Annotated in this window: 19 protein-coding genes; 9 read left to right on the top strand and 10 right to left on the bottom strand. The window is 70.1% G+C overall.

Annotated elements, in window-relative coordinates; genetic code table 11:
- Positions 1 to 51 precede the first annotated feature (51 nt).
- The 3 genes from FHR84_RS06255 to rimP are packed head-to-tail and all read right to left on the bottom strand — an operon-like array spanning position 52 to position 2,091.
- Positions 52 to 537 (bottom strand): YlxR family protein, encoded by a 486-nt coding sequence (locus FHR84_RS06255; RefSeq protein ID WP_179534526.1) that lies wholly within the window; start codon positions 535 to 537, stop codon positions 52 to 54.
- Positions 464 to 1,543: a transcription termination factor NusA gene (gene nusA / locus FHR84_RS06250; RefSeq protein WP_179534525.1), complete on the bottom strand. Its 1,080-nt coding sequence runs from the start codon at positions 1,541 to 1,543 to the stop codon at positions 464 to 466. Before nusA ends, FHR84_RS06255 begins: the two co-directional genes overlap by 74 nt.
- Entirely contained in the window at positions 1,540 to 2,091 is a 552-nt protein-coding gene (gene rimP / locus FHR84_RS06245; protein WP_179534524.1) for a ribosome maturation factor RimP, read from the bottom strand. The genes nusA and rimP overlap by 4 nt, the downstream gene beginning before the upstream one ends.
- A 254-nt stretch (positions 2,092 to 2,345) precedes the next feature.
- Here rimP and FHR84_RS06240 point away from each other — a divergent pair, with 254 nt between their 5' ends.
- A complete protein-coding gene (locus tag FHR84_RS06240; protein ID WP_218862278.1) occupies positions 2,346 to 2,843 on the top strand; it encodes a hypothetical protein in 498 nt (165 codons plus the stop codon).
- Positions 2,840 to 3,292 carry a ferritin-like domain-containing protein gene (locus FHR84_RS06235; RefSeq protein ID WP_179534523.1) on the top strand — a complete coding sequence of 151 codons (453 nt, stop codon included), beginning with the start codon at positions 2,840 to 2,842 and terminating at the stop codon, positions 3,290 to 3,292. Before FHR84_RS06240 ends, FHR84_RS06235 begins: the two co-directional genes overlap by 4 nt.
- Positions 3,293 to 3,311: 19 nt before the next feature.
- Here FHR84_RS06235 and FHR84_RS06230 read toward each other — a convergent pair whose 3' ends face one another.
- Positions 3,312 to 4,304: a hypothetical protein gene (locus FHR84_RS06230; protein ID WP_218862277.1), complete on the bottom strand. Its 993-nt coding sequence runs from the start codon at positions 4,302 to 4,304 to the stop codon at positions 3,312 to 3,314.
- A 74-nt stretch (positions 4,305 to 4,378) separates the two neighbouring features.
- Positions 4,379 to 5,431 carry an aminotransferase class V-fold PLP-dependent enzyme gene (locus FHR84_RS06225; protein WP_179534521.1) on the bottom strand — a complete coding sequence of 351 codons (1,053 nt, stop codon included), beginning with the start codon at positions 5,429 to 5,431 and terminating at the stop codon, positions 4,379 to 4,381.
- A gap of 75 nt (positions 5,432 to 5,506) precedes the next feature.
- Between FHR84_RS06225 and FHR84_RS06220 the strand changes: the two genes are divergently transcribed.
- Both FHR84_RS06220 and FHR84_RS06215 read left to right on the top strand, forming a co-directional pair.
- Positions 5,507 to 5,917, top strand: coding sequence for a YjbQ family protein (locus FHR84_RS06220; protein ID WP_179534520.1), 411 nt, complete (start codon positions 5,507 to 5,509; stop codon positions 5,915 to 5,917).
- Positions 5,918 to 5,971: 54 nt separating this feature from the next.
- A complete protein-coding gene (locus tag FHR84_RS06215; RefSeq protein WP_246300300.1) occupies positions 5,972 to 6,952 on the top strand; it encodes a DUF8017 domain-containing protein in 981 nt (326 codons plus the stop codon).
- 147 nt (positions 6,953 to 7,099) lie between these two features.
- Here the strand turns inward: FHR84_RS06215 and FHR84_RS06210 are convergent, their stop codons facing one another.
- Positions 7,100 to 8,848: a proline--tRNA ligase gene (locus FHR84_RS06210; protein ID WP_179534519.1), complete on the bottom strand. Its 1,749-nt coding sequence runs from the start codon at positions 8,846 to 8,848 to the stop codon at positions 7,100 to 7,102.
- A gap of 269 nt (positions 8,849 to 9,117) precedes the next feature.
- Here FHR84_RS06210 and FHR84_RS06205 point away from each other — a divergent pair, with 269 nt between their 5' ends.
- From FHR84_RS06205 to cobM, 4 genes are all read left to right on the top strand, one after another.
- A complete protein-coding gene (locus FHR84_RS06205) occupies positions 9,118 to 9,384 on the top strand; it encodes a hypothetical protein (protein WP_179534518.1) in 267 nt (88 codons plus the stop codon).
- A gap of 126 nt (positions 9,385 to 9,510) precedes the next feature.
- Complete coding sequence (yaaA, locus tag FHR84_RS06200; RefSeq protein ID WP_179534517.1) at positions 9,511 to 10,251, top strand: peroxide stress protein YaaA; 741 nt, start codon at positions 9,511 to 9,513, stop codon at positions 10,249 to 10,251.
- Between the two features lie 284 nt (positions 10,252 to 10,535).
- On the top strand, positions 10,536 to 11,765 hold the full coding sequence (cbiE, locus tag FHR84_RS23150) for a precorrin-6y C5,15-methyltransferase (decarboxylating) subunit CbiE (protein ID WP_179534516.1): 1,230 nt from the start codon (positions 10,536 to 10,538) through the stop codon (positions 11,763 to 11,765).
- Positions 11,762 to 12,505, top strand: coding sequence for a precorrin-4 C(11)-methyltransferase (gene cobM, locus FHR84_RS06190; RefSeq protein WP_179534515.1), 744 nt, complete (start codon positions 11,762 to 11,764; stop codon positions 12,503 to 12,505). The genes cbiE and cobM overlap by 4 nt, the downstream gene beginning before the upstream one ends.
- A 36-nt stretch (positions 12,506 to 12,541) precedes the next feature.
- Here cobM and FHR84_RS06185 read toward each other — a convergent pair whose 3' ends face one another.
- Positions 12,542 to 13,645: a cobalt-precorrin-5B (C(1))-methyltransferase gene (locus FHR84_RS06185; protein ID WP_179534514.1), complete on the bottom strand. Its 1,104-nt coding sequence runs from the start codon at positions 13,643 to 13,645 to the stop codon at positions 12,542 to 12,544.
- Positions 13,646 to 13,696: 51 nt separating this feature from the next.
- Between FHR84_RS06185 and FHR84_RS06180 the strand changes: the two genes are divergently transcribed.
- Entirely contained in the window at positions 13,697 to 14,452 is a 756-nt protein-coding gene (locus FHR84_RS06180; protein WP_179534513.1) for a cobalt-precorrin-6A reductase, read from the top strand.
- Here the strand turns inward: FHR84_RS06180 and FHR84_RS06175 are convergent.
- Genes FHR84_RS06175 through cobG form a run of 3 tightly spaced genes read right to left on the bottom strand, consistent with a single transcriptional unit; the run spans position 14,440 to position 17,974 of the window.
- Positions 14,440 to 15,975 carry a precorrin-2 C(20)-methyltransferase gene (locus FHR84_RS06175; RefSeq protein WP_179534512.1) on the bottom strand — a complete coding sequence of 512 codons (1,536 nt, stop codon included), beginning with the start codon at positions 15,973 to 15,975 and terminating at the stop codon, positions 14,440 to 14,442. The genes FHR84_RS06180 and FHR84_RS06175 overlap by 13 nt on opposite strands.
- Positions 15,972 to 16,598: a precorrin-8X methylmutase gene (locus FHR84_RS06170; protein WP_179534511.1), complete on the bottom strand. Its 627-nt coding sequence runs from the start codon at positions 16,596 to 16,598 to the stop codon at positions 15,972 to 15,974. The genes FHR84_RS06175 and FHR84_RS06170 overlap by 4 nt, the downstream gene beginning before the upstream one ends.
- Positions 16,595 to 17,974, bottom strand: a complete 1,380-nt coding sequence (cobG, locus tag FHR84_RS06165) for a precorrin-3B synthase (protein WP_218862275.1) — start codon at positions 17,972 to 17,974, stop codon at positions 16,595 to 16,597. The genes FHR84_RS06170 and cobG overlap by 4 nt, the downstream gene beginning before the upstream one ends.
- Positions 17,975 to 18,064: the final 90 nt, after the last annotated feature.

The following is an 18,064-nucleotide window of genomic DNA, read 5'->3' as shown; positions in this document are numbered from 1 at the left end:
CAGACCCGCTCGACCTCGTCCTACTGCCGGTACGCGTTCATGGCTTCAGCTTCACGGCTGATTCATGACGGGTCGACCTGCTTCCTTCAACTGCCTGGCACGAGAAACTCTCGCATCGGCTTGCTCGTGAGCAACCTGCTCCACATAGGCCTGCACTGTTGTGCTGTCGAGTTGTCCTTGCACACGCAGAGCGCGTGAAAAGGCCCGACGCCGCTCGGCCGAACGCAGGCACGCGGTATCGGGGTGCAACCAGGCACCTCGCCCCGGGCGCCTGCGCCGAGGATCGGGGACGGTCCTCGAACCGTCCTCGGCCACCACTCGCAGCAGATCGGAGGCACACGTTCGGGTTCGACACCCTATACACGTCCGAATCGGCTCGTGGGTTCCACCACGGACGCCAGTTGATCGTGTACGGATTCCCGCCCCCTCGCGTTGAGCCACTTGTGATTCTAACCTGCCGCTGTCACTCAGCCGAACCCACGGTCGGAAGATCGTCCATCGGAGGGACGAATCCCTCGGCACCCGGGGGTTCGGCATCGGGGTGCCCTGCCGTGGTCGTGGGAGAGCTCGGGTCCGCATCGCTGCGGATGTCGATGCGCCACCCGGTCAACCGCGCTGCCAGCCTGGCGTTCTGTCCTTCTTTGCCGATCGCCAACGAAAGCTGGAAGTCCGGAACTATCACCCGCGCCGTCTTGGCGCGTTCGTCGACCACCTCCACCGATACTACCTTAGCCGGTGACAGGGAGTTGCCGACGAAAGTGGCCGGATCCTCCGAGAAGTCGATGATGTCGATCTTCTCCTGCCCGAGCTCGTTCATCACGTTGCGCACCCTGGCCCCCATGGGACCGATGCACGCACCCTTGGCGTTGACCCCCTCCACCGTGGAATGCACGGCGATCTTGGACCGGTGCCCGGCCTCGCGCGCCACCGAGGGGATCTCCACCGTGCCGTCGGCGATCTCCGGCACCTCCAGGGCGAACAGCCTGCGGACCAGGTTCGGGTGCGTTCGCGACAACGTGATCTGTGGCCCACGCACCGTCCGGGAAACACCGACGACGTAGGACTTGATCCTGGTGCCGTGCTCGTAGCGCTCCCCCGGGACCTGCTCCGCGGCGGGGATGACTCCTTCGCTGTCACCGATCTCCACCACGATCATGCCGCGGGAGTTCGCCCTGGCGTCGCGCTGGATCACGCCGCCGAGGATCTCGCCCTCCTTGGTGGAGAACTCGCCGAAGGTCTTCTCGTGCTCGGCGTCACGCAGCCGCTGCAGAATGACCTGGCGTGCCGTGGTCGCGGCGATCCTGCCGAATCCCTCGGGGGTGTCGTCCCATTCCTCGGCGACCTCACCCTCGGAAGTGAGACTGTGAGCAATCACACGCACCACGCCGGTCTTGCGATCCACCTCGACTCTGGCGTGCGGTTGGTGTCCTTCGGTGTGCCGATATGCTGTCAGCAGGGCTGACTCGATGGCCTGAAGGACCGTTTCGAATGGGATGTCCTTGTCGCGTTCGATCGCCCGCAGCGCGGCGATGTCGACGTTCACCTCGACTCCTCCGTGTCATTTCCGTCGCCGTCGGCGGCGACGTCCGCAGCCCGATCGAGCTTGACCAGTTCCTCCGCCGGTGGCTGCTGGAACTCAACCTCGACCACCGCGCGCTCGATGTCACCGTAAATCAACCGCCGTACCCGGCCATCGGCGAGAACCCACACGCCGGACTCCTCGGCCGGCCCCACTCTGCCGAGGAATTCACCACCGTCGGTCAGCAGAATCCTCGCGAGCCTGTTGCGCGCACGCCGCCAGTGCCGTTGCCTGGTCAACGGCCGGTCCACTCCGGGTGAGGTGACCTCCAGAGTGTAAGAGCCGACGAGCACGTGGTCGTACTCGTCCAGCGCCTCGGACAGGGCTCGGCTGACGTCGGCGATGTCGTCGAGGTCGACGCCGTCGTCGGCGTCTATGACCACCTTGAGCTGACGTCGACGACCGGACTGCTGCACATCGAGCTCTTCGAGATCGAACCCCACCTCGGCGACGGTCTGCGCCACGGTGGGTCTCAGGCGCGCGACTATTTCGTCCCGCGGCGGGCTGGACACGTTTTACACTCCAAATGTCTGCGGCGGTTGAAGTTGTCCGGTGCACGGCAACGCCGAAAGACCTCATGTGATCCGACGTCGCCCGCTTCGCGGGGACGCGAAGCTCCACGGCCGAGTACACCGATAAAAACCGTGGTCTTCCAGGGTATCGCGTCCCACCGGCGGAAAGCGCGGCACACGCCTTCCGCCGACCGCGGACCGGCGAGACACCACAGCCACGTCCCGGCGCGGGCTTGCTGGCAAGATGTGGAGCCGTGGATATTCCCTCCAGGACCGGCTCCACCTCTCGGCCCCACCGACTGGGCAGACGCGAACTGCTGCGCCTCTCGGCGCTGGCACCGCTGGCATCAGCCTTGATCAGCTGTTCGGCTCCTGCGGACGAGAACCCCGACCTGCTCGTCCCCCTCGCCGACGACGCGGGCTCGGACGCGGAACTCGCCCGGGCCACGGCGGACAAGCACCCCGAACTGGCCGAACGGGCCGGAGCGGTCGCCGAGGTGCGAACCGAGCACGCGAAGAACCTGCGACGGGAAATCACGAGGATCACCGACGAGCGGACGGCCGCGGGCGAAGACCGCTCCGCCCCGGAGGTCACCGACGATCCGGGAGAGGCCGCGGAGAAACTGCGCGAGGCCCTCGAGAGCGCGCGGCGTCGAACCGCCGAGACGGTTCCCCGCGTCTCCGGTTACCGGGCCGGCCTGGTCGGCTCGATATCCGCGGCGTGCGCGAGTTTGCTGGAGGTCGTCCGATGAGTTCCGCGGAACTGTCCGAAACCGGCGAACGCGCTCTGGAACGGGCTCTCGGGACCGAGCACGCCGCGGTCTGGTTGTACGGGTTGGCGAAGGCCTTCGCCAACGACTCCGGAGTAATTTCCGCCGTCGACGAGGGGATCTCCGCGCACCGGGAGCACCGCGACCGGACGAGGCGGTTGCTGCGTGCGGCCGGCAGCACTCCTCCCCCCGCGAAACCCGCCTATCAGCCTCCCGGGGCCGTCACGGACCAGGCGTCGGCGGTTCACGCGCTGATAGCGGCGGAGCAGGACTGCTCGGTCGGCTGGCTGGCCGTGCTGGAGCGCTCGGAGAACAGGCGGCTCAGCGAACTCGCGCTGGACTGCCTCACCGGTTCCGCCACTCGCGCGACGACGTTGCGGCTCGAGGCCGGGGAGCGGCCGAGCGCTCCCGCATTCCCCGGCAGGGAGTGACCCGTCCGGGGCCTGCGGGCTACCCCGGTTCGCGGTCCTGCTTCGCCCCCAGCTGCAAAGCGTCCGAAGTGACGTGCTTCAGCCTGCCGTCGTCGCGGCCACTGCGGTGGAAGTAGGAGGACTCCCCGATAACCACCAGGCGTTCCCGGTGGGTCGAGGCGTACCCGTAGTCGTGGGTCAGCTCCGGATACCCCTCGGGGACCCGGCTTCCCGCCGTAACCAGGTCCTCGATGTTGCCCGTTGCGTTCCTCGTCGCCAGCTTCTCCAGCTCGGCCGCGGAGGAGGCGTCGGGCATCAGCACGGTGACCACGGAGGTCAGCACGCGCTCCCCGTTGGGCAGCTGGGTCGTGTAAAGAGCGCGGGTGATGTGCGAGCAGGCGGTGTCCTCGAAGAAGTCGGCGATCTTCATGGTCGAGTGGTCCGCGCAGTTCGCCGGCTCGTCGCCCGCGTACTTCTCGAAGTCGTACTCGGTGTTCGGCCCCTCCTGCCGCGTGGCCGGATCTTCGGATGCGGACTGCGTGTCCGAGGGTTTGACCACCAGCCACAGCACCCCGGAGAGCACCGAGACGAGCACCAGCACCAGTCCCCGGATCACCCATCCCGTGGGGGTGATGCCCGCGCCCGCCCGCGACTCACCCGCTCCGCTCGGACCGGGACCGGACTGCGCGGCACCTGCGGCGTGCGGGGGGCCGCCGACCGCTCCCCGGTCCGTGGCCGTCCGTTCGGCGGGACGCTGCCCGGACGTGGCCCCGGGTGAGGGAGCGGAAGAGCCCGCTCCGCGCGGGGGTGCCGAATCAGCGGGTGGCCGCGAACCCCGTGACATGTTCGAGGGCTCGGCCGCCGCCTGGTGTGGCGGGAACGTGGGACGGGTCCGCTCCTCGCCGGCCCCTCCCGCACCGCCTTCCGGATTCCAGCCCTGCGTCACCCGGTCAGGTGGACCACCGGAGCCTCCCCGGACAGCGTTGAGTGGCGCGGTGTCCCCGCGCTCGAAGTTCTGCTGCGACCCCGTCATCTGTTCGGGTGCACCGTGGTGATCCGACACGGGCACCTACCGTAGCGGGTAACGAGCGGGTGGAGAACAGCACATCACCGCAACGGAGCGGAAGGATTCCGCCGCAGCGCGTCCGACACGAGCCGGACGTCGGCTTCCGTGTTGTACAGGTGGAAGGCCAGTCGCAGCCTGCCGTCCCGCGCCGTACAGCGCACCCCGGCGGCACGCAGCTCCGCCACGGCGTCGGCCGCGTCCAACGAGACTATCGGGGACTCGGGGGGAGGTGCCTCCAGTTCGGCGCACAGCGCCCCGGCCAGTTCCAGGCAGTGCTCACGAACGGAGGCGAGGTCGACGGTCGTCAGCCAGCCGAGCGCGGCCGCCGCCCCCACCTGGGCGAACCAGTCCGGGGAGGCGTCGAACGCCCCGGCCCCGTCGGCCAGCCGCAGCGGCAGCCCGTAAAGGTTGTTCCGGGGGTCCTGACCCGCGTACCAGTTCGCACCGTGGGCTCGCGGGAGATCCAGCACCTCGGGACGTGTCGCGAGCCAGGCCGCCCCGCGGGGAGTCATCAACCACTTGTACCCGCATCCCACGATCCACTCCGCCCACTCCAGCTCCAGCGGCATCCACCCGGCCGCCTGGCTGACGTCCAGCAGCACCCGGACACCGTGCTGTTCGGCGGCGGCACGCAGCTCCTCCGGACGGAACACCCTTCCGTCGGCGGACTGCACCAGGCTGACGGCGACGACGTCGTGCTCGGGTACGGCTTCGAGCAGCCGGTTCGGCGGGACCTCGGTGACCCGGACCCCCCGATCACGCTGCACCGCGAACGGGAAGGTCACGCTGGTGAACTCCCGTTCGACCACCAGCACGCTGCTTCCCGCGGGGACCCCCGCTGCCACCGTCCCGACCAGCTGGGAGACCGAGCTCCCCGCGCTCACGCGGTCGCTCGGCACCCCTACGAGGTCGGCGAACCCCTCCTTCGCACGCGCAACGGGCTCGTCGAACTCGGTGGCCGCGATCCGCCCCTCGCTCCACCGGGTGATCACCTCGTGCAGGGAGTCGGCCACGAAATCCGGGGGAACCCCGATGCCGGCCGTGTTCAGGTATCCGGGGTCCACCCCGAAACTCGCACCGAAGGCTTCTCGCATGGGGGGATCCTAGGGCAGCAGCGGTTTCACCTCGTGCTGCGCGTCACCACGCCGCCCCTCCTAGACTCGGGAAACATGCGCAGTGAGGAAATCGAGATACGCACCGGCAGCCGCGAGGTGGTCCGCGACCTCAACACGGAGTGCGAGAAGTTCCTGCGCGGTGTGAACGACAGCGAGGGTCTCCTGCACCTGTGGGTACCGCACGCCACCGCGGGCATAGCGGTCCTGGAAACGGGCGCGGGCAGTGACGAGGACCTGCTCGCCACCCTGCGGGACCTGCTCCCCGCCGACGACCGCTGGCGACACCGGCACGGTTCCCCCGGACACGGCAGGGACCACGTGCTTCCCGCCCTGGTGCCGCCCCACGTCTCGGTGCCGGTGCTCGGCGGGAGCATGGCCCTGGGAACCTGGCAGTCCGTGTGCCTCGTGGACACCAACACCGACAACCAGGTGCGCCGGGTCCGACTGAGTTTCCTCGCCGGATGACCCGTTGAACCGCCTGCCGCCGCGTGTCCGCACGCGGCCGGTAATCTCGAGATCGTGACACAGCCATCCGGTGGGCACGACAACACACCCGGCCGAGCTGGATTCGGCCCGCAGGGCGGACAGCCTCCACAGTGGCCCTCGAACCCGAGCGGTCCCTCCGGCGGATGGTCGGCAGGAGGGCACTCCAGCCCGTACGGCTGGCAGACCGATCCGTCGCGGCCCGACTCGCCGAACGGTTCCGTCTACCGCGGTTTCGGAACTTTCGAGGAACCGGCCGGAGGCGGCAAGCCCCCCGGCAAAACGAGCTGGGGAGTGATCGGCGTCCTCGTTCTCGTGGTCGCCCTGCTCGGAAGCGCGGTGGGACTGGGCATCTACTACGGGACCGCGGAGCCGGGGGGCCAGGAGGCCGCGGGCGCGGGCGCGGGCGCGGGCAACCGCACCACCTCACCGACCTGGACACCTCCCGCGGCGCCCGAACTGCGGATCGAGGGCTGGCAGGTCGGCTACAACTCCGAGAGCCAGCTCGCTTACGACGTTCCCGAGAACTGGAACGTGTTGGACTCCGGGCAGGATTACTCCATCCCCGCTCTCGGCGACATCACCTTCCACGGCCTGGTCGACGGCCCCTACTACGACTGCGGGGGGAAAGAGGTCGTGGGCGGGCGTGCCATCAGCACAACGGTGAAACCGGACAGGAGCATGTCCGAGACGGCGAAGAAGTTCCTCCGGCGGTCCGGCCGTCATTTCTACACCGACGCGGGGAAGGCCGGAGAGGTCTCCGTCAACGCCGAGGAACCGCGCGACGCCGACGTCGAGGGCTTCGAAGCCGTCCGGATCTCCGGAACCGTGAAAATGCCGGAAGCATCACGGTGCCTGCCCACCGAGGCCAAAATCTCCACCCTGGTCGTCCGGGCGGAGAACAGCTACGTCGTGCTGGTCGTCAGCGCGGACAGCGAACGTCCGGCTTCCTCGCCGTCGGCTCCCGGGGAGCGGACCGTACCGCGCGTGCTGGACAGCGCCCGTCCCGTCCGGTGAGGCTCCGCCGATCCGCTGCGGTGCCCCGTCGGAGAGGCCGTGAGCGCGGCGACACCCCGGCGGGAACCGCCGGAGCCCGGAAGCCGCTCCCGAGCGCGGGCCCGTTCGCCTCTCCCGCGAACGGGCCCGCCGTCGGCGGTCGTCGTTTCAGCTCCGTACCAGCTCGGCGAGGTGCTCGACCACCTCGCCGGCGGCCACCTCGGTCCGCTCCCCCGCTGCGCGGTCCTTGAGCTCGACCACGCCCCTGGACAGTCCCTTGCCGACCACCAGGATCGTGGGGACGCCGACCAGCTCCGCGTCGGCGAACTTCACCCCTGGTGAGACGTTCCGGTCGTCGAGGAGCACCCGGACACCCGCTTCGTCCAGCTCAGCCGAGATCCGCTCCGCCTCGGTGCCGAGGCTCTCGTCCTTGCCCGCGATCACCACGTGCACATCGGCCGGAGCCACCGCACGCGGCCAGACCAGCCCGAGCTCGTCGTGGTGCTGCTCGGCGATCGCCGCGACCAGCCGGGACACCCCTACGCCGTAGGAACCCATGGTCACCCGTTTGGGCTTGCCGTCCTGTCCCAGCGCGTCCAGGGAGATCGCGTCGGTGTACTTGCGCCCGAGCTGGAAGATGTGCCCGATCTCGATTCCCCGCGCTGCCTGGAGAACACCGTGCCCGTCGGGGGAGGGGTCTCCTTCGCGCACCTCGGCTGCCTCGATCGTGCCGTCCGGGGTGAAGTCGCGGCCGCACACCAGGTCGAGGACGTGGTGGTCGGACTTGTCCGCACCGGTGACCCAGGCGGTCCCGTTCGCCACCCGGGGGTCGACGAGATAACGCACCCCGTTGTCCTGCAGGGCCTTGGGCCCCACGTAGCCCTTCACCAGGAACGGGTTGGCCGCGAAATCGGCGTCGTCGACGAGGGCGACCTCGGTCGGTTCCAGCGCGGCTTCCAGCCTCTTCGTGTCCACCTCGCGGTCGCCGGGTACGCCCACCGCGAGCAGCGTCCACTCCTCCGATCCCGGTTGCCGCGTCTTGACCAGCACGTTCTTCAGCGTGTCCGCCGCGGTGAACTTCCTTCCCGACTCCGCACCGTTCAGGAACTCCACGAGACTCTCGATGGTCGGGGTGTCCGGAGTGTGGTGCACTTCGGCCTGCGGACGCCCTTCCACGGGCAGTTCGGGGGCGGGCGGGGTCGTCACGGCCTCGACGTTGGCCGCGTAGTCGGACTCGCTGCTGCGGACGAAGGTGTCCTCTCCGGTGGGGCACTCCGCGAGGAACTCCTCGGAGGCCGAGCCCCCCATCGCGCCCGAAGTGGCCGCCACGACGGTGTAGCGCAGTCCGAGCCGGTCGAAAAGCCTCGTGTAGGCGTCCCGGTGCAGCCGGTAGGAGTTCCCGAGCTGCTCGTCGTCCAGATCGAAGGAGTACGAGTCCTTCATGACGAACTCCCTGCCACGCAGGATCCCCGCCCGGGGACGCTCCTCGTCGCGGTACTTCGTCTGGACCTGGTAGAGGATGACGGGGAAATCGCGGTAGGAGTTGTACTCACCCTTGACGGTCTGCGCGAACAGCTCCTCGTGGGTCGGGCCGAGCAGGTAGTCGGCCTTCTTCCTGTCCTTGAGGCGGAACATGTTCGGGCCGTACTCGGTCCAACGCCCGGTCGCCTCGTAGGGCTCCTTCGGAAGCAGGGCGGGCAGGTGGATCTCCTGGCCGCCGATGGCGTCCATTTCCGCACGCACCGCCTGCTCGATGTTGCGCAGCACGCGCAATCCGAGCGGCAGCCAGGAGTAGATGCCCGGCGCTACCCGGCGCACGTATCCGGCGCGCACCAGCAGGCGGTGACTCGGCACCTCCGCATCCGCCGGATCCTCCCGCAGGGTACGCAGGAACAACGTCGACATCCTCGTGATCACGGCTGCGCGCTCCTTTACGCCTCGCGCTTTCCTCGCGTATTGCCGGAAAGCCTAGCTGGTCATACGAACGGCGATATCAGTGACTCCCGCACCCGGGCGCACGGCCACGACACCCTGTCCTCCCGATCCGGCCGCACCGCCGGGAGGGATTCGACCAGCACATCCTCGCAGGCTCCCGATCGGAGGAAACCAACCGAGCGGTTCGGCCGACCACGGATGGATATGGCTCAATCGGGATGAGGCGACCGAGTCACGGAAAACGGACGGAAATGGACCCCGAGGACCACGAGAACCGAACACGATTCTGGCACCCGGCACGGAGATTCGACGGGAAACGCCACGTCTTCCACGGAAACGGCCCCGGAACCGGCTGGTGCGCGAAGGACACCCTGTGCGGTTCGTCCATCGACCCGGCACCCGTGAGTTCCACCGAGTGGCTGCTTCACCCGACCTGCCCGGACTGCTGGGAGGAGCTCGTGCACGAGCAGATACCGGACTCCCCGTCCGAGGCCCCGCCGGACGGCGGTTCCTCCTGACGAGTCCTCTCGGAACGACTCGTCCCGGACGATCGCGCGGGTCGGTTCGCCCGGCGGGTCGGGTGGGGCGGACCTCAGCCGACCCGCCGAGCGGGGCAACCCGCAGGTCCCCTAGGCTCACGTCACGTGCTCGTACTGTTGCCACCCTCCGAGACCAAGTCGAGCGGAGGCGACGGCCCGCCGCTGCGCCTGGAGACCCTGTCCTTCGAACAGCTCAACCCCACGCGGGAACGGCTGGCCCGGGCGCTCGCGGAGCTCGGCAAGGACCTGCCCGCGAGCCTCGCCGCCCTGGGACTGTCCGAACGGCAGACCGGCGAGGTCGAGCGCAACGCCGCGCTCTGGGACTCACCGACCAGGCCCGCCCTGGAGCGCTACACGGGGGTGCTCTACGACGCGCTCGACGTCGGTTCCCTGTCCGGTGCGGAGCGCGCCCGCGCGGACACCAGGCTCGCCGTGGTCTCGGCGCTGTTCGGAGTGGTGCGCGGAGGCGATCCCGTACCGGCGTACCGCCTGTCGGCCGGGTCCACCGTTCCGGGGATCGGCGGTCTGCGCGGCGTGTGGCGCCCCGAGCTGACCCCGCTGCTCGGAGCGCAGCCGGGGCCCGTCGTGGATCTGCGCTCGGGTGCTTACGCGGCGCTGGCCAAACTCCCGGACGCCATCGAGGTGCGGGTGGTCACCGAGGACTCCTCCGGGACCCGCAAAGCCGTCAGTCACCACAACAAGGCCCACAAGGGCAGGCTGGCCAGAGCGCTGGCCAGGGCCGAACGCGAACCCGAGGGGATCGAGGACGTGGAAGAGGTCGCCCGGCGGGCCGGAATGCGCTGTGAGCGCACGGGAACGCGCGGCCTGCACATCGTGGTCGACTGATGTGAGCTCACCCCCATCCGCGGGAAAACACCCCCGCGTGATCGACGCGTGCGCTAGAGTACGAGCTCGCGTTCCGGCCTTCGGCGGACCGAGTTCGTCCTCCGGAACCGAAGCCGCCGCTCACCCCTGCCGGCAACCGCGACGGGAAGGGCTCCCCGGACGCGGAGGCCGCGGACCCCGAGGAACGCGCGGGCAGTGGTGAGCCACCCGCCGGATGCCGAGACACCTCCGCCGGAACCGCGCACCGCCCGCATCGCACCCTACCCCGAGGAGGCACGCCGAACGTGAGCGACGAGCCCGCGAGCGGCGACCCCGACCGGGTGCACGTCGTCGGGATCGGTGCCGACGGCTGGGAGGGGCTCTCCCCCGCCGCACGCCGCACCGCCGAGACCGCCGAAGTCCTCATGGGCAGCCACCGGCAGCTCGCACTGGTCCCGGAGACCACCGGTGAGCGGGTGCCCTGGCCGTCCCCGCTGCTACCCGCGCTCCCCGGACTGCTGGCCGAGCACGCCGGACGTTCGATATGCGTGCTGGCCAGCGGCGATCCGATGTTCCACGGGATCGGGGCCACGCTGGCCAGGGTGCTCGGACCGGAACGGCTCGACGTTCTCCCCCAGCCGTCCTCGGTTTCGCTGGCCTGCGCCCGACTCGGCTGGCCCGCCCAGGACGCCCGGGTGGTCAACCTCGTCGGAAGACCGGTCGAGAACCTGCTGCCGGGACTCGCGCCGGGCGAGCGCGTCCTGGTGCTCAGCTCCGACGGAACCACTCCGGCCGCGGTGGCCGAACTGCTGACCGCCCACGGCTTCGGCCCCAGTGAGCTGACGGTGCTGGAGAACCTGGGTGGGCGGGACGAACGGGCTCTCCGGGAAACCGCCGCGGAACTGCGGGCCAGCACCGCGGCGTTGAACATCGTCGCCGTCGAGTGCGCGAGTGACCGCCGAACGGGGCGGTTGCCGTCGACCCCGGGGCTGTCGGAGGAGCTGTTCGAACACGACGGGCAGCTCACGAAACGGGACGTGCGGGCGAGCACGCTGGCGCGGCTGGCCCCCCGTGCCGGTGAGCTGCTGTGGGACGTGGGGGCCGGTTCGGGCAGCATCGCGATCGAATGGGTACGCAGCGCCGCTTCCTGCCGTGCGATCGCCGTCGAGCGGGACCCGCGACGGGCCGAGCGCACGGCGAACAACGCCACCGCGCTCGGGGCCGGTTCCCTGCGGATCGTGCGCGGAACCGCCCCGGAGGGGCTGCGGGACCTGGAACAGCCGGACGCCGTGTTCGTCGGCGGAGGCGTGAGTGCTCCCGGTGTGCTGGAGACCTGCGTGGACGCGCTGCCGCGCGGTGGGCGTCTCGTGGTCAATGCCGTGACGATGGAATCGGAGTCGACAGTGACCGAATGGTATTCCCGCATGGGCGGGGAACTGGTACGGATCGGTATCGAGCAGGCGGGCCCGATCGGCGGTTTCACCGCCTGGCGGCCGGCCATGCGAGTGACTCAGTGGGCGGTGACCAAGCCTTGACCGTTCACTTCGTCGGAGCCGGACCGGGAGCGGCCGATCTCATCACCGTTCGCGGGCAGAACACCATAGCCTCCTGCTCGGTGTGCCTGTACGCGGGAAGCCTCGTGCCCGAGGAGCTGCTGGAGCACTGTCCGGAGGGAGCCCGGCTGGTCGACACGGCCCGCATGACGCTCGACGGGATCCTCGAGGAGATCCTCGACGCACACCGGCGCGGACTCGACGTCGCCAGGTTGCACTCCGGGGACCCATCCGTGTTCAGCGCGGTGGCCGAGCAGATGCGCAGGCTCGACGAAGCCGGGGTCGACTACGAGATGGTGCCGGGAGTTCCCGCGTTCTCGGCCGCGGCCGCGGCTCTCAACCGGGAGTTCACGGTGCCCGGTGTGGGGCAGACGGTGCTGCTGACCAGAACGGCGGCCAGGGCCACCCCCATGCCGGAGGGCGAGGACCTCGCCACGCTGGGGCTCAGCGGGGCCACGATGGTGCTGCACCTGGCCGTGAACAGGATCGAGGAGCTCGTCGAACAGCTCGAGCCCAACTACGGACCGGACTGCCCGGTCGCCGTGGTGGCGGGGGCCAGCAGGGCGGACGAGACGGTGCTGCGCGGGAGCCTCTCCGAGATCGCCGGGCTGGTCCGGAACGCGGGTATCGAACGCACCGCCGTGGTCGTGGTCGGCGAGGTGCTCACGGCGGGGCACTTCCCGGACAGCCACCTGTACTCCGCGAACCGCTGCCGGAGCTGACGGGGTTCTCCTGCGGAGGTCTCCCGGCGGGTGGGTTCATTCCCCGGGGAGACAACGCCCCTTGACCGTCCCGGCGCGGTCGATCACGACGGTCTCCACCTCGATGGGGGCGCCCTCCAGGGTCGCCAGGGCGACGTCCCGCGCCCCCCGCGCGACCAGATCACCGAGGGCGATCCCCTCCTCCGCCGAGGCCTCGAGCGCGTCCAGCGCCGTGTTGGCCCGCGCCACACGCTCCGACAGCCGCGCACTGCCCCCCGCCCGTTCGACGAGCCCGGACAACCACGCGAAGTCCACCTGCGAGCGCTTGGAGTGCAGATCGAGGTGACCGTCGGCCAGCTTGGCCAGCTTCCCGATCCCGCCGGCTATGGTCAGCCGGGGGACCGGATGTCTGCGCAGGTACTTCAGCACCGCTCCGGCGAAGTCGCCCATGTCCAGCAGGGCCTCCTCCGGTAGGCCGTGGAGCTCGGTCACCGTGCGTTCCGAGGTGCTGCCGGTGCAGCCGGCCACGTGCCGCAGCCCTTCCGCGCGGGCCACGTCCACTCCGCGGCGGATGCTGTCGATCCAGGCAGAGCACGAGTACGGAATCACCACCCCGGTCGTGCCCAGGATCGACAACCCACCCACGATCCCGAGGCGGGGGTTCCAGGTGTGCCGGGCGAGTTCCTCGCCCTCCTCCACCCACGCCTCCACGACCAGATCGCCGCTGTCGGCGTGGGCCGTGGCGATCTCCGAGACGAGCTCGCCGATCAGCCGCCGCGGAACGGGGTTGACGGCGGGTTCGCCCACGGGCAGCGGCAGTCCGGGTTTGGTGACCGTCCCGACCCCCCTTCCCGCGCGGAAGGCGACCCCGCTGCCGGGATCGCCCCGGTAGACGGTCACCCCCACGACCGCCCCGTGGGTCACGTCCGGATCGTCGCCCGCGTCCTTGACCACCCCGGCCGTGGCCCGGTCCTCCTCCAAGCGCTCCCGGGCCAGCGCGAAGGAGGGGTCGTGCCCCTTCGGCAGCTCCACCCGCACCGGGTCCGGGAACCGTCCGGTGAGCAGGGCGGTGTAGGCCGCCGCGGTCGAGGCGAGGGCGCACGCCCCTGTGGTCCACCCGTAACGCGGCCCACCCGTCTGTTCGGCACGATCGTTCACCACGGGAGAATGCACTCCATCGAGTCAGGATTCATTGTTTCGGGGGGTGTTCCGATGGGGGCGCGAGTACTCGTCCTCGGGGGTACCGCACAGGCTCGGCTCCTCGCGAACCAGCTTAACGAGCTCGGGGTCCCGGTGGTCTCCTCGCTGGCCGGACGCGTGCGGGAGCCGAAGCTGCCCGCGGGTGAGGTCCGCACGGGCGGTTTCGGCGGCCCGTGCGGGATGGCCGAGTACCTGCGCGGCGAACGGATAACCGCCCTGGTGGACGCGACCCACCCCTTCGCCACGCGGATCAGCGAGAACGCCGTGACCGCCACCACCGACAGCGGTGTCGAGATGCTCGTGCTGCGGCGCGCCCCCTGGACCCCGGGTCCGGGCGACGACTGGCACCGGGTCGGTTCGCTCCCGGAGGCGGCCGAGACCGCGCGGAGGCTCGGGAGCCGGGTGCTGCTCACCACGGGCAGGCAGGGGCTGCACCACTTCACGCGGGTGCGGGACCGCTGGTTCCTCGCCCGCACCGTGGACGCCCCGGACCCGCCGCTACCGTCCAACATGACCACGATCTCCGCGCGCGGTCCGTTCACCACGGAGGCCGAGCGCGAGCTGCTTCTGGAGCGGCGCATCGACGTGCTCGTGAGCAAGAACAGCGGGGGCCCGATGACCGAGGGCAAGCTCGCGGCGGCACGTGAGCTCGGGATTCCGGTGGTGCTGGTGGAGCAACCGCAGCCACCGCACGCCCCCACCGTGGACAGCGTGCCCGACGCGATCGCCTGGCTGCGGGAACGAGTCGACCGGCTTCACGCCGGATAACGCCGCGGTGTGAACACGGAGACCTCGTCCCCCCTGGTGACGAGCCGGGTCGTGGACGAGCCGACCAGCAGCAGGCAGCGCATGTCCACCCGTTCCGGGTCCAGCTCCCGCAGTTCGACGATCGTGACCTCCTCCTCCGGTCCACCGACGTCACGGCCGATCACCACCGGTGTGTCACCGGCGCGCTCCTCCAGGAGCAGGTCCCTGGCTGCCTCCACCTGCCAGCGGCGACTCCGCGAGGCCGGGTTGTATATCGCCAGCGCGAGGTCGGCCCCGGCAGCGGACCGCAGCCTGCGTTCGATCACTTCCCACGGTTTGAGCCGGTCGGACAGCGAGAGCACGCAGTAGTCGTGCCCGAGCGGGGCTCCCGCTCTGCTGGCGACCGCCTGCGCCGCGGTGAGTCCGGGAAGGACCCGGACCTCCACGTCCGCGTAGCGCGAGTCGTCGGCAGCCTCCAGGATGGCGCTGCCCATAGCGAACACTCCCGGGTCACCGGAGGAAACGACCACGACCCTGCGCCCCGAAGCCGCGAGGTCGAGGGCGTCCTCGGCCCGCTGGGCCTCGACGCGGTTGTCGGACGGGTGCTTGCGCTGCCGCGGGTTCGCCTGGATCCGATCGAGGTAGGGGCCGTAACCGACCAGGTCGTCGGCGGCGGCCAGGGCGGCCTGCGCCTCGGGGGTGGTCCATTCCCTGTCGGCCGGGCCCAGCCCCACCACGACGAGCTCCCCGCCGTGCGTTCCGTCCGGACGCGCCGGTGTCGCCGGAACGGGGGTTCGCGCACCGGTACGGCTGGGTAGCAGGGCCAGCGAGAAGTAGGGGACGCTGTCCGGGTCCACTTCGGCCAGCGGTGCGACCCGCTGCCTGGTGGTGCTCGCCCGTTCCACGTAGTGGGCCTCGTCGAGGCAACCGGCCTTGTCGAAGGCCTCGCGCACGCCTTCGAAGGTCCGGCCCAGTTTGAGCACGGCCGCCGCGTCGGTGTCCTGCAGCCTCCGCGCCAGCGTGTCGGGGTCGAGCGTGCCCGGAAGCACGGTCAGCACCTCGTCGCGCTCGGCGAGCGGGCGTCCCAGCTCGGCCGAGGCCGCGCTCACCGAATTCACCCCCGGTACCACCACGGTCTCGAAGCGCCCGGTCAAACGTTTGTGCATGTGCATGTAGGAGCCGTAGAAGAACGGGTCCCCCTCGCCCAGCAGCACCACGTCGCGTCCCGCGCTCAGGTGGGCCGCCAACCGTTCGGCGCAGTCGGCGTAGAACTCGTCGATGGCGCCCTGGTACCCGCCGGGATGGTCGGTCGTCTCGGTGGTGACCGGGTACACCAGCGGTTCCTCGGTCTGGTCGCCCCGCAGGTACGGTTGGGCGACCGAGCGCGCGATGCTGTTCCCGTGCCTGGCGCTGTGATAGGCGATCACATCGGCCTCACCGATCAACCGCGCGGCCTTGACCGTCACCAGTTCCGGATCGCCGGGACCGAGCCCCACTCCGAACAGGCGCCCGGTCGCGGGGTTGTTGCTCTCTTCGCTGTTCACTCTTCCTCGCTCGCGATCGCGTTGATGGCGGCGACCGTCATCGCACTACCGCCTCGTCTGCCGTGCACCACCAGGTGTTCCAGGCCGCTCGGATGCGCGACCAGTGCCTGCTTGGACTCGACGGCTCCGATGAAACCGACCGGGATCCCGAGCACGGCCGCGGGAGTGCCCGCGCCCTGTTCGACCAGCTCCAGCAGACGGAACAGGCTGGTCGGAGCGTTGCCGATCGCGACGACGGCACCTTCGAGCCGCTCGCGCCACAGTTCCATCGCGGCAGCGCTGCGGGTGGTTTCCAGCCGCGCGGCGAGTTCGGGCACGCGAGGGTCCGACAACGTGCACAGGATCTCGTTGTCCGCGGGCAGTCGGCGCCGGGTCACTCCAGCGGCCACCATCGCCGCGTCGCACAGCACCGGCGCGCCCGCGGCGAGCGCCTGCCGCGCCGAACTCACCACCCCCGGCGAGTAGGCCAGGTCGTCGACCAGGTCGACCATTCCGCAGGAGTGGACCATGCGGACGGCCACACCGGCGATGTCGGAAGGCAGCTCGTCGAGATCGGTTTCCGCGCGTATCGTCGCGAAGGAGCGGCGGTAGATCTCCTTGCCGTCCCGGATGTATTCGGTCACCGATCGTCCTCGTTCGTCGTCTCCTGGTCGCTGTTCACGTGGCCCGTCCCGAACCCGCCGTGCGATCCCGCGGCGGGAGCCACGGCACCGGAACGCCGCGCGTCTTCCACGGCCTCGGCCACCGTCTCCACCCCGGCGTCGTGCACCCTGGTCACCTCGTCGCCCCGCGCGCCGGAACTGACCCGGTACCCGGAGGAACCGGCCAGCACCTCCACCACCGGACCGCGCGGACGGCCGCAACGACGCGAGCAACCGACCCAGTGCACCGGCAGATCCCCCGGAGCGACAGGCGCACCGCGGGCCGTGCTGTACGCGGCGTCCCGGTGCACGTCGGCCAGGGACTTGGCACATCCGGGATCGCCCGCGCAGGCGGTCACACCGTTGAACGGCGAGGACGGATCGACGATCAAACCGCACGAGTGCAGTTCGGAAAGCCACGATTGGTGCTCGTGCTCGTCGACCCCCGGTAGGACCACTGTCCGCCACGGGGTCAGTCGAACGGCACCGGACGCGGCTTCGGCCGCTCGTATGATGCTATGCATCTGCGCTGGGGACAAGCGTCCCAGCGGTGCCCCCAGCCCGAGGGCCACCTCTCCCCGGGTTCGCGCGAGGACGCCCACCGATGGTTTTTCCTGCTGATCCCGCCGAACCCCGGAAAGCGGTGTGACTTCGACAACGGTGTCCTCCGCCGTCCCCGTTCGAGCACGGAGCGTGCCCGCGAGGTTCCCCGGTGTGTCCAGCTCGGCCACTCGCCAGACCGAGCCCCCTTGGCGGTCCCGTTCCGCGAGGAACTCCTCCGCGGCGACGACGGCCGCATCCGCGGCGTCGGCCGGCCCCACGCGCACTCCCGAATCGTTTCCGCCGAGCAGCACCGCGACCGTGCCCACGTCCAGTGGCAGCAGGCCGACGTCACCGCGCAGCCGCGAAACGTCCCCGCGCCCGTCGTCCACGGTGAACAGGAAACGTCCGGACAGCTCTGCCAACCGCGGAGCGGAGCAGACCCCCCGGTCCAGTTCACGGACGGCACGCGGCACCGACAACCACCCGGGGTCGTCCAGCCCTGCACCGGGACTGGCCACTATGTTCCGCACCCGTTCGTGGGTCAGCGAGGGAAGCAGTCCCACCGCGCCGATCCGTCGTCCGAGCTCTTCGGGGGACTCGACGCCGCGCAGCTGGAGGTTGGCCCTCGAGGTGAGCTCGACCGTGGAGTTGCCCAGCTCCTCCGCGGCCGTGACCAGCACTCGCAGCTGCTCGGTGCTCAACATCCCGCCCGGGACGCGGATCCGCGCGAGACCGCCGTCGGCGGCGGGGTGGACCTGAAGCGCACCCGGACAGGCGTCCGGCCTGTCACGTTCGGAAGCGAAGCCTTCGGACATCCCGGCGATGCTACGGGCCGCGGAGGTGTGCCACGAAACACGCCGAGGAGCGCGTCTCGTCACGTCAGCTTGACTGGAGATCGCCCCGTT

It is taken from the genome of Actinopolyspora biskrensis (genome assembly GCF_013408175.1).
Lineage (GTDB): Bacteria > Actinomycetota > Actinomycetes > Mycobacteriales > Pseudonocardiaceae > Actinopolyspora > Actinopolyspora biskrensis.
Note: the sequence above shows the minus strand (reverse complement) of the source record. Positions and strands in the feature narration are given on the sequence as shown.

What these genes read in the sequence shown, in the direction of transcription:
- FHR84_RS06230 (WP_218862277.1), bottom strand. Translation starts at nt 4,304, where the DNA reads ATGACGGGGTCGCAGCAGAACTTCGAGCGCGGGGACACCGCGCCACTC.
- FHR84_RS06220 (WP_179534520.1), top strand. Translation starts at nt 5,507, where the DNA reads ATGCGCAGTGAGGAAATCGAGATACGCACCGGCAGCCGCGAGGTGGTC.
- FHR84_RS06180 (WP_179534513.1), top strand. Translation starts at nt 13,697, where the DNA reads ATGGGGGCGCGAGTACTCGTCCTCGGGGGTACCGCACAGGCTCGGCTC.
- FHR84_RS06255 (WP_179534526.1), bottom strand. Translation starts at nt 537, where the DNA reads ATGCCGAACCCCCGGGTGCCGAGGGATTCGTCCCTCCGATGGACGATC.
- FHR84_RS06235 (WP_179534523.1), top strand. Translation starts at nt 2,840, where the DNA reads ATGAGTTCCGCGGAACTGTCCGAAACCGGCGAACGCGCTCTGGAACGG.
- FHR84_RS06225 (WP_179534521.1), bottom strand. Translation starts at nt 5,431, where the DNA reads ATGCGAGAAGCCTTCGGTGCGAGTTTCGGGGTGGACCCCGGATACCTG.
- cobG (WP_218862275.1), bottom strand. Translation starts at nt 17,974, where the DNA reads ATGTCCGAAGGCTTCGCTTCCGAACGTGACAGGCCGGACGCCTGTCCG.
- FHR84_RS06205 (WP_179534518.1), top strand. Translation starts at nt 9,118, where the DNA reads ATGGACCCCGAGGACCACGAGAACCGAACACGATTCTGGCACCCGGCA.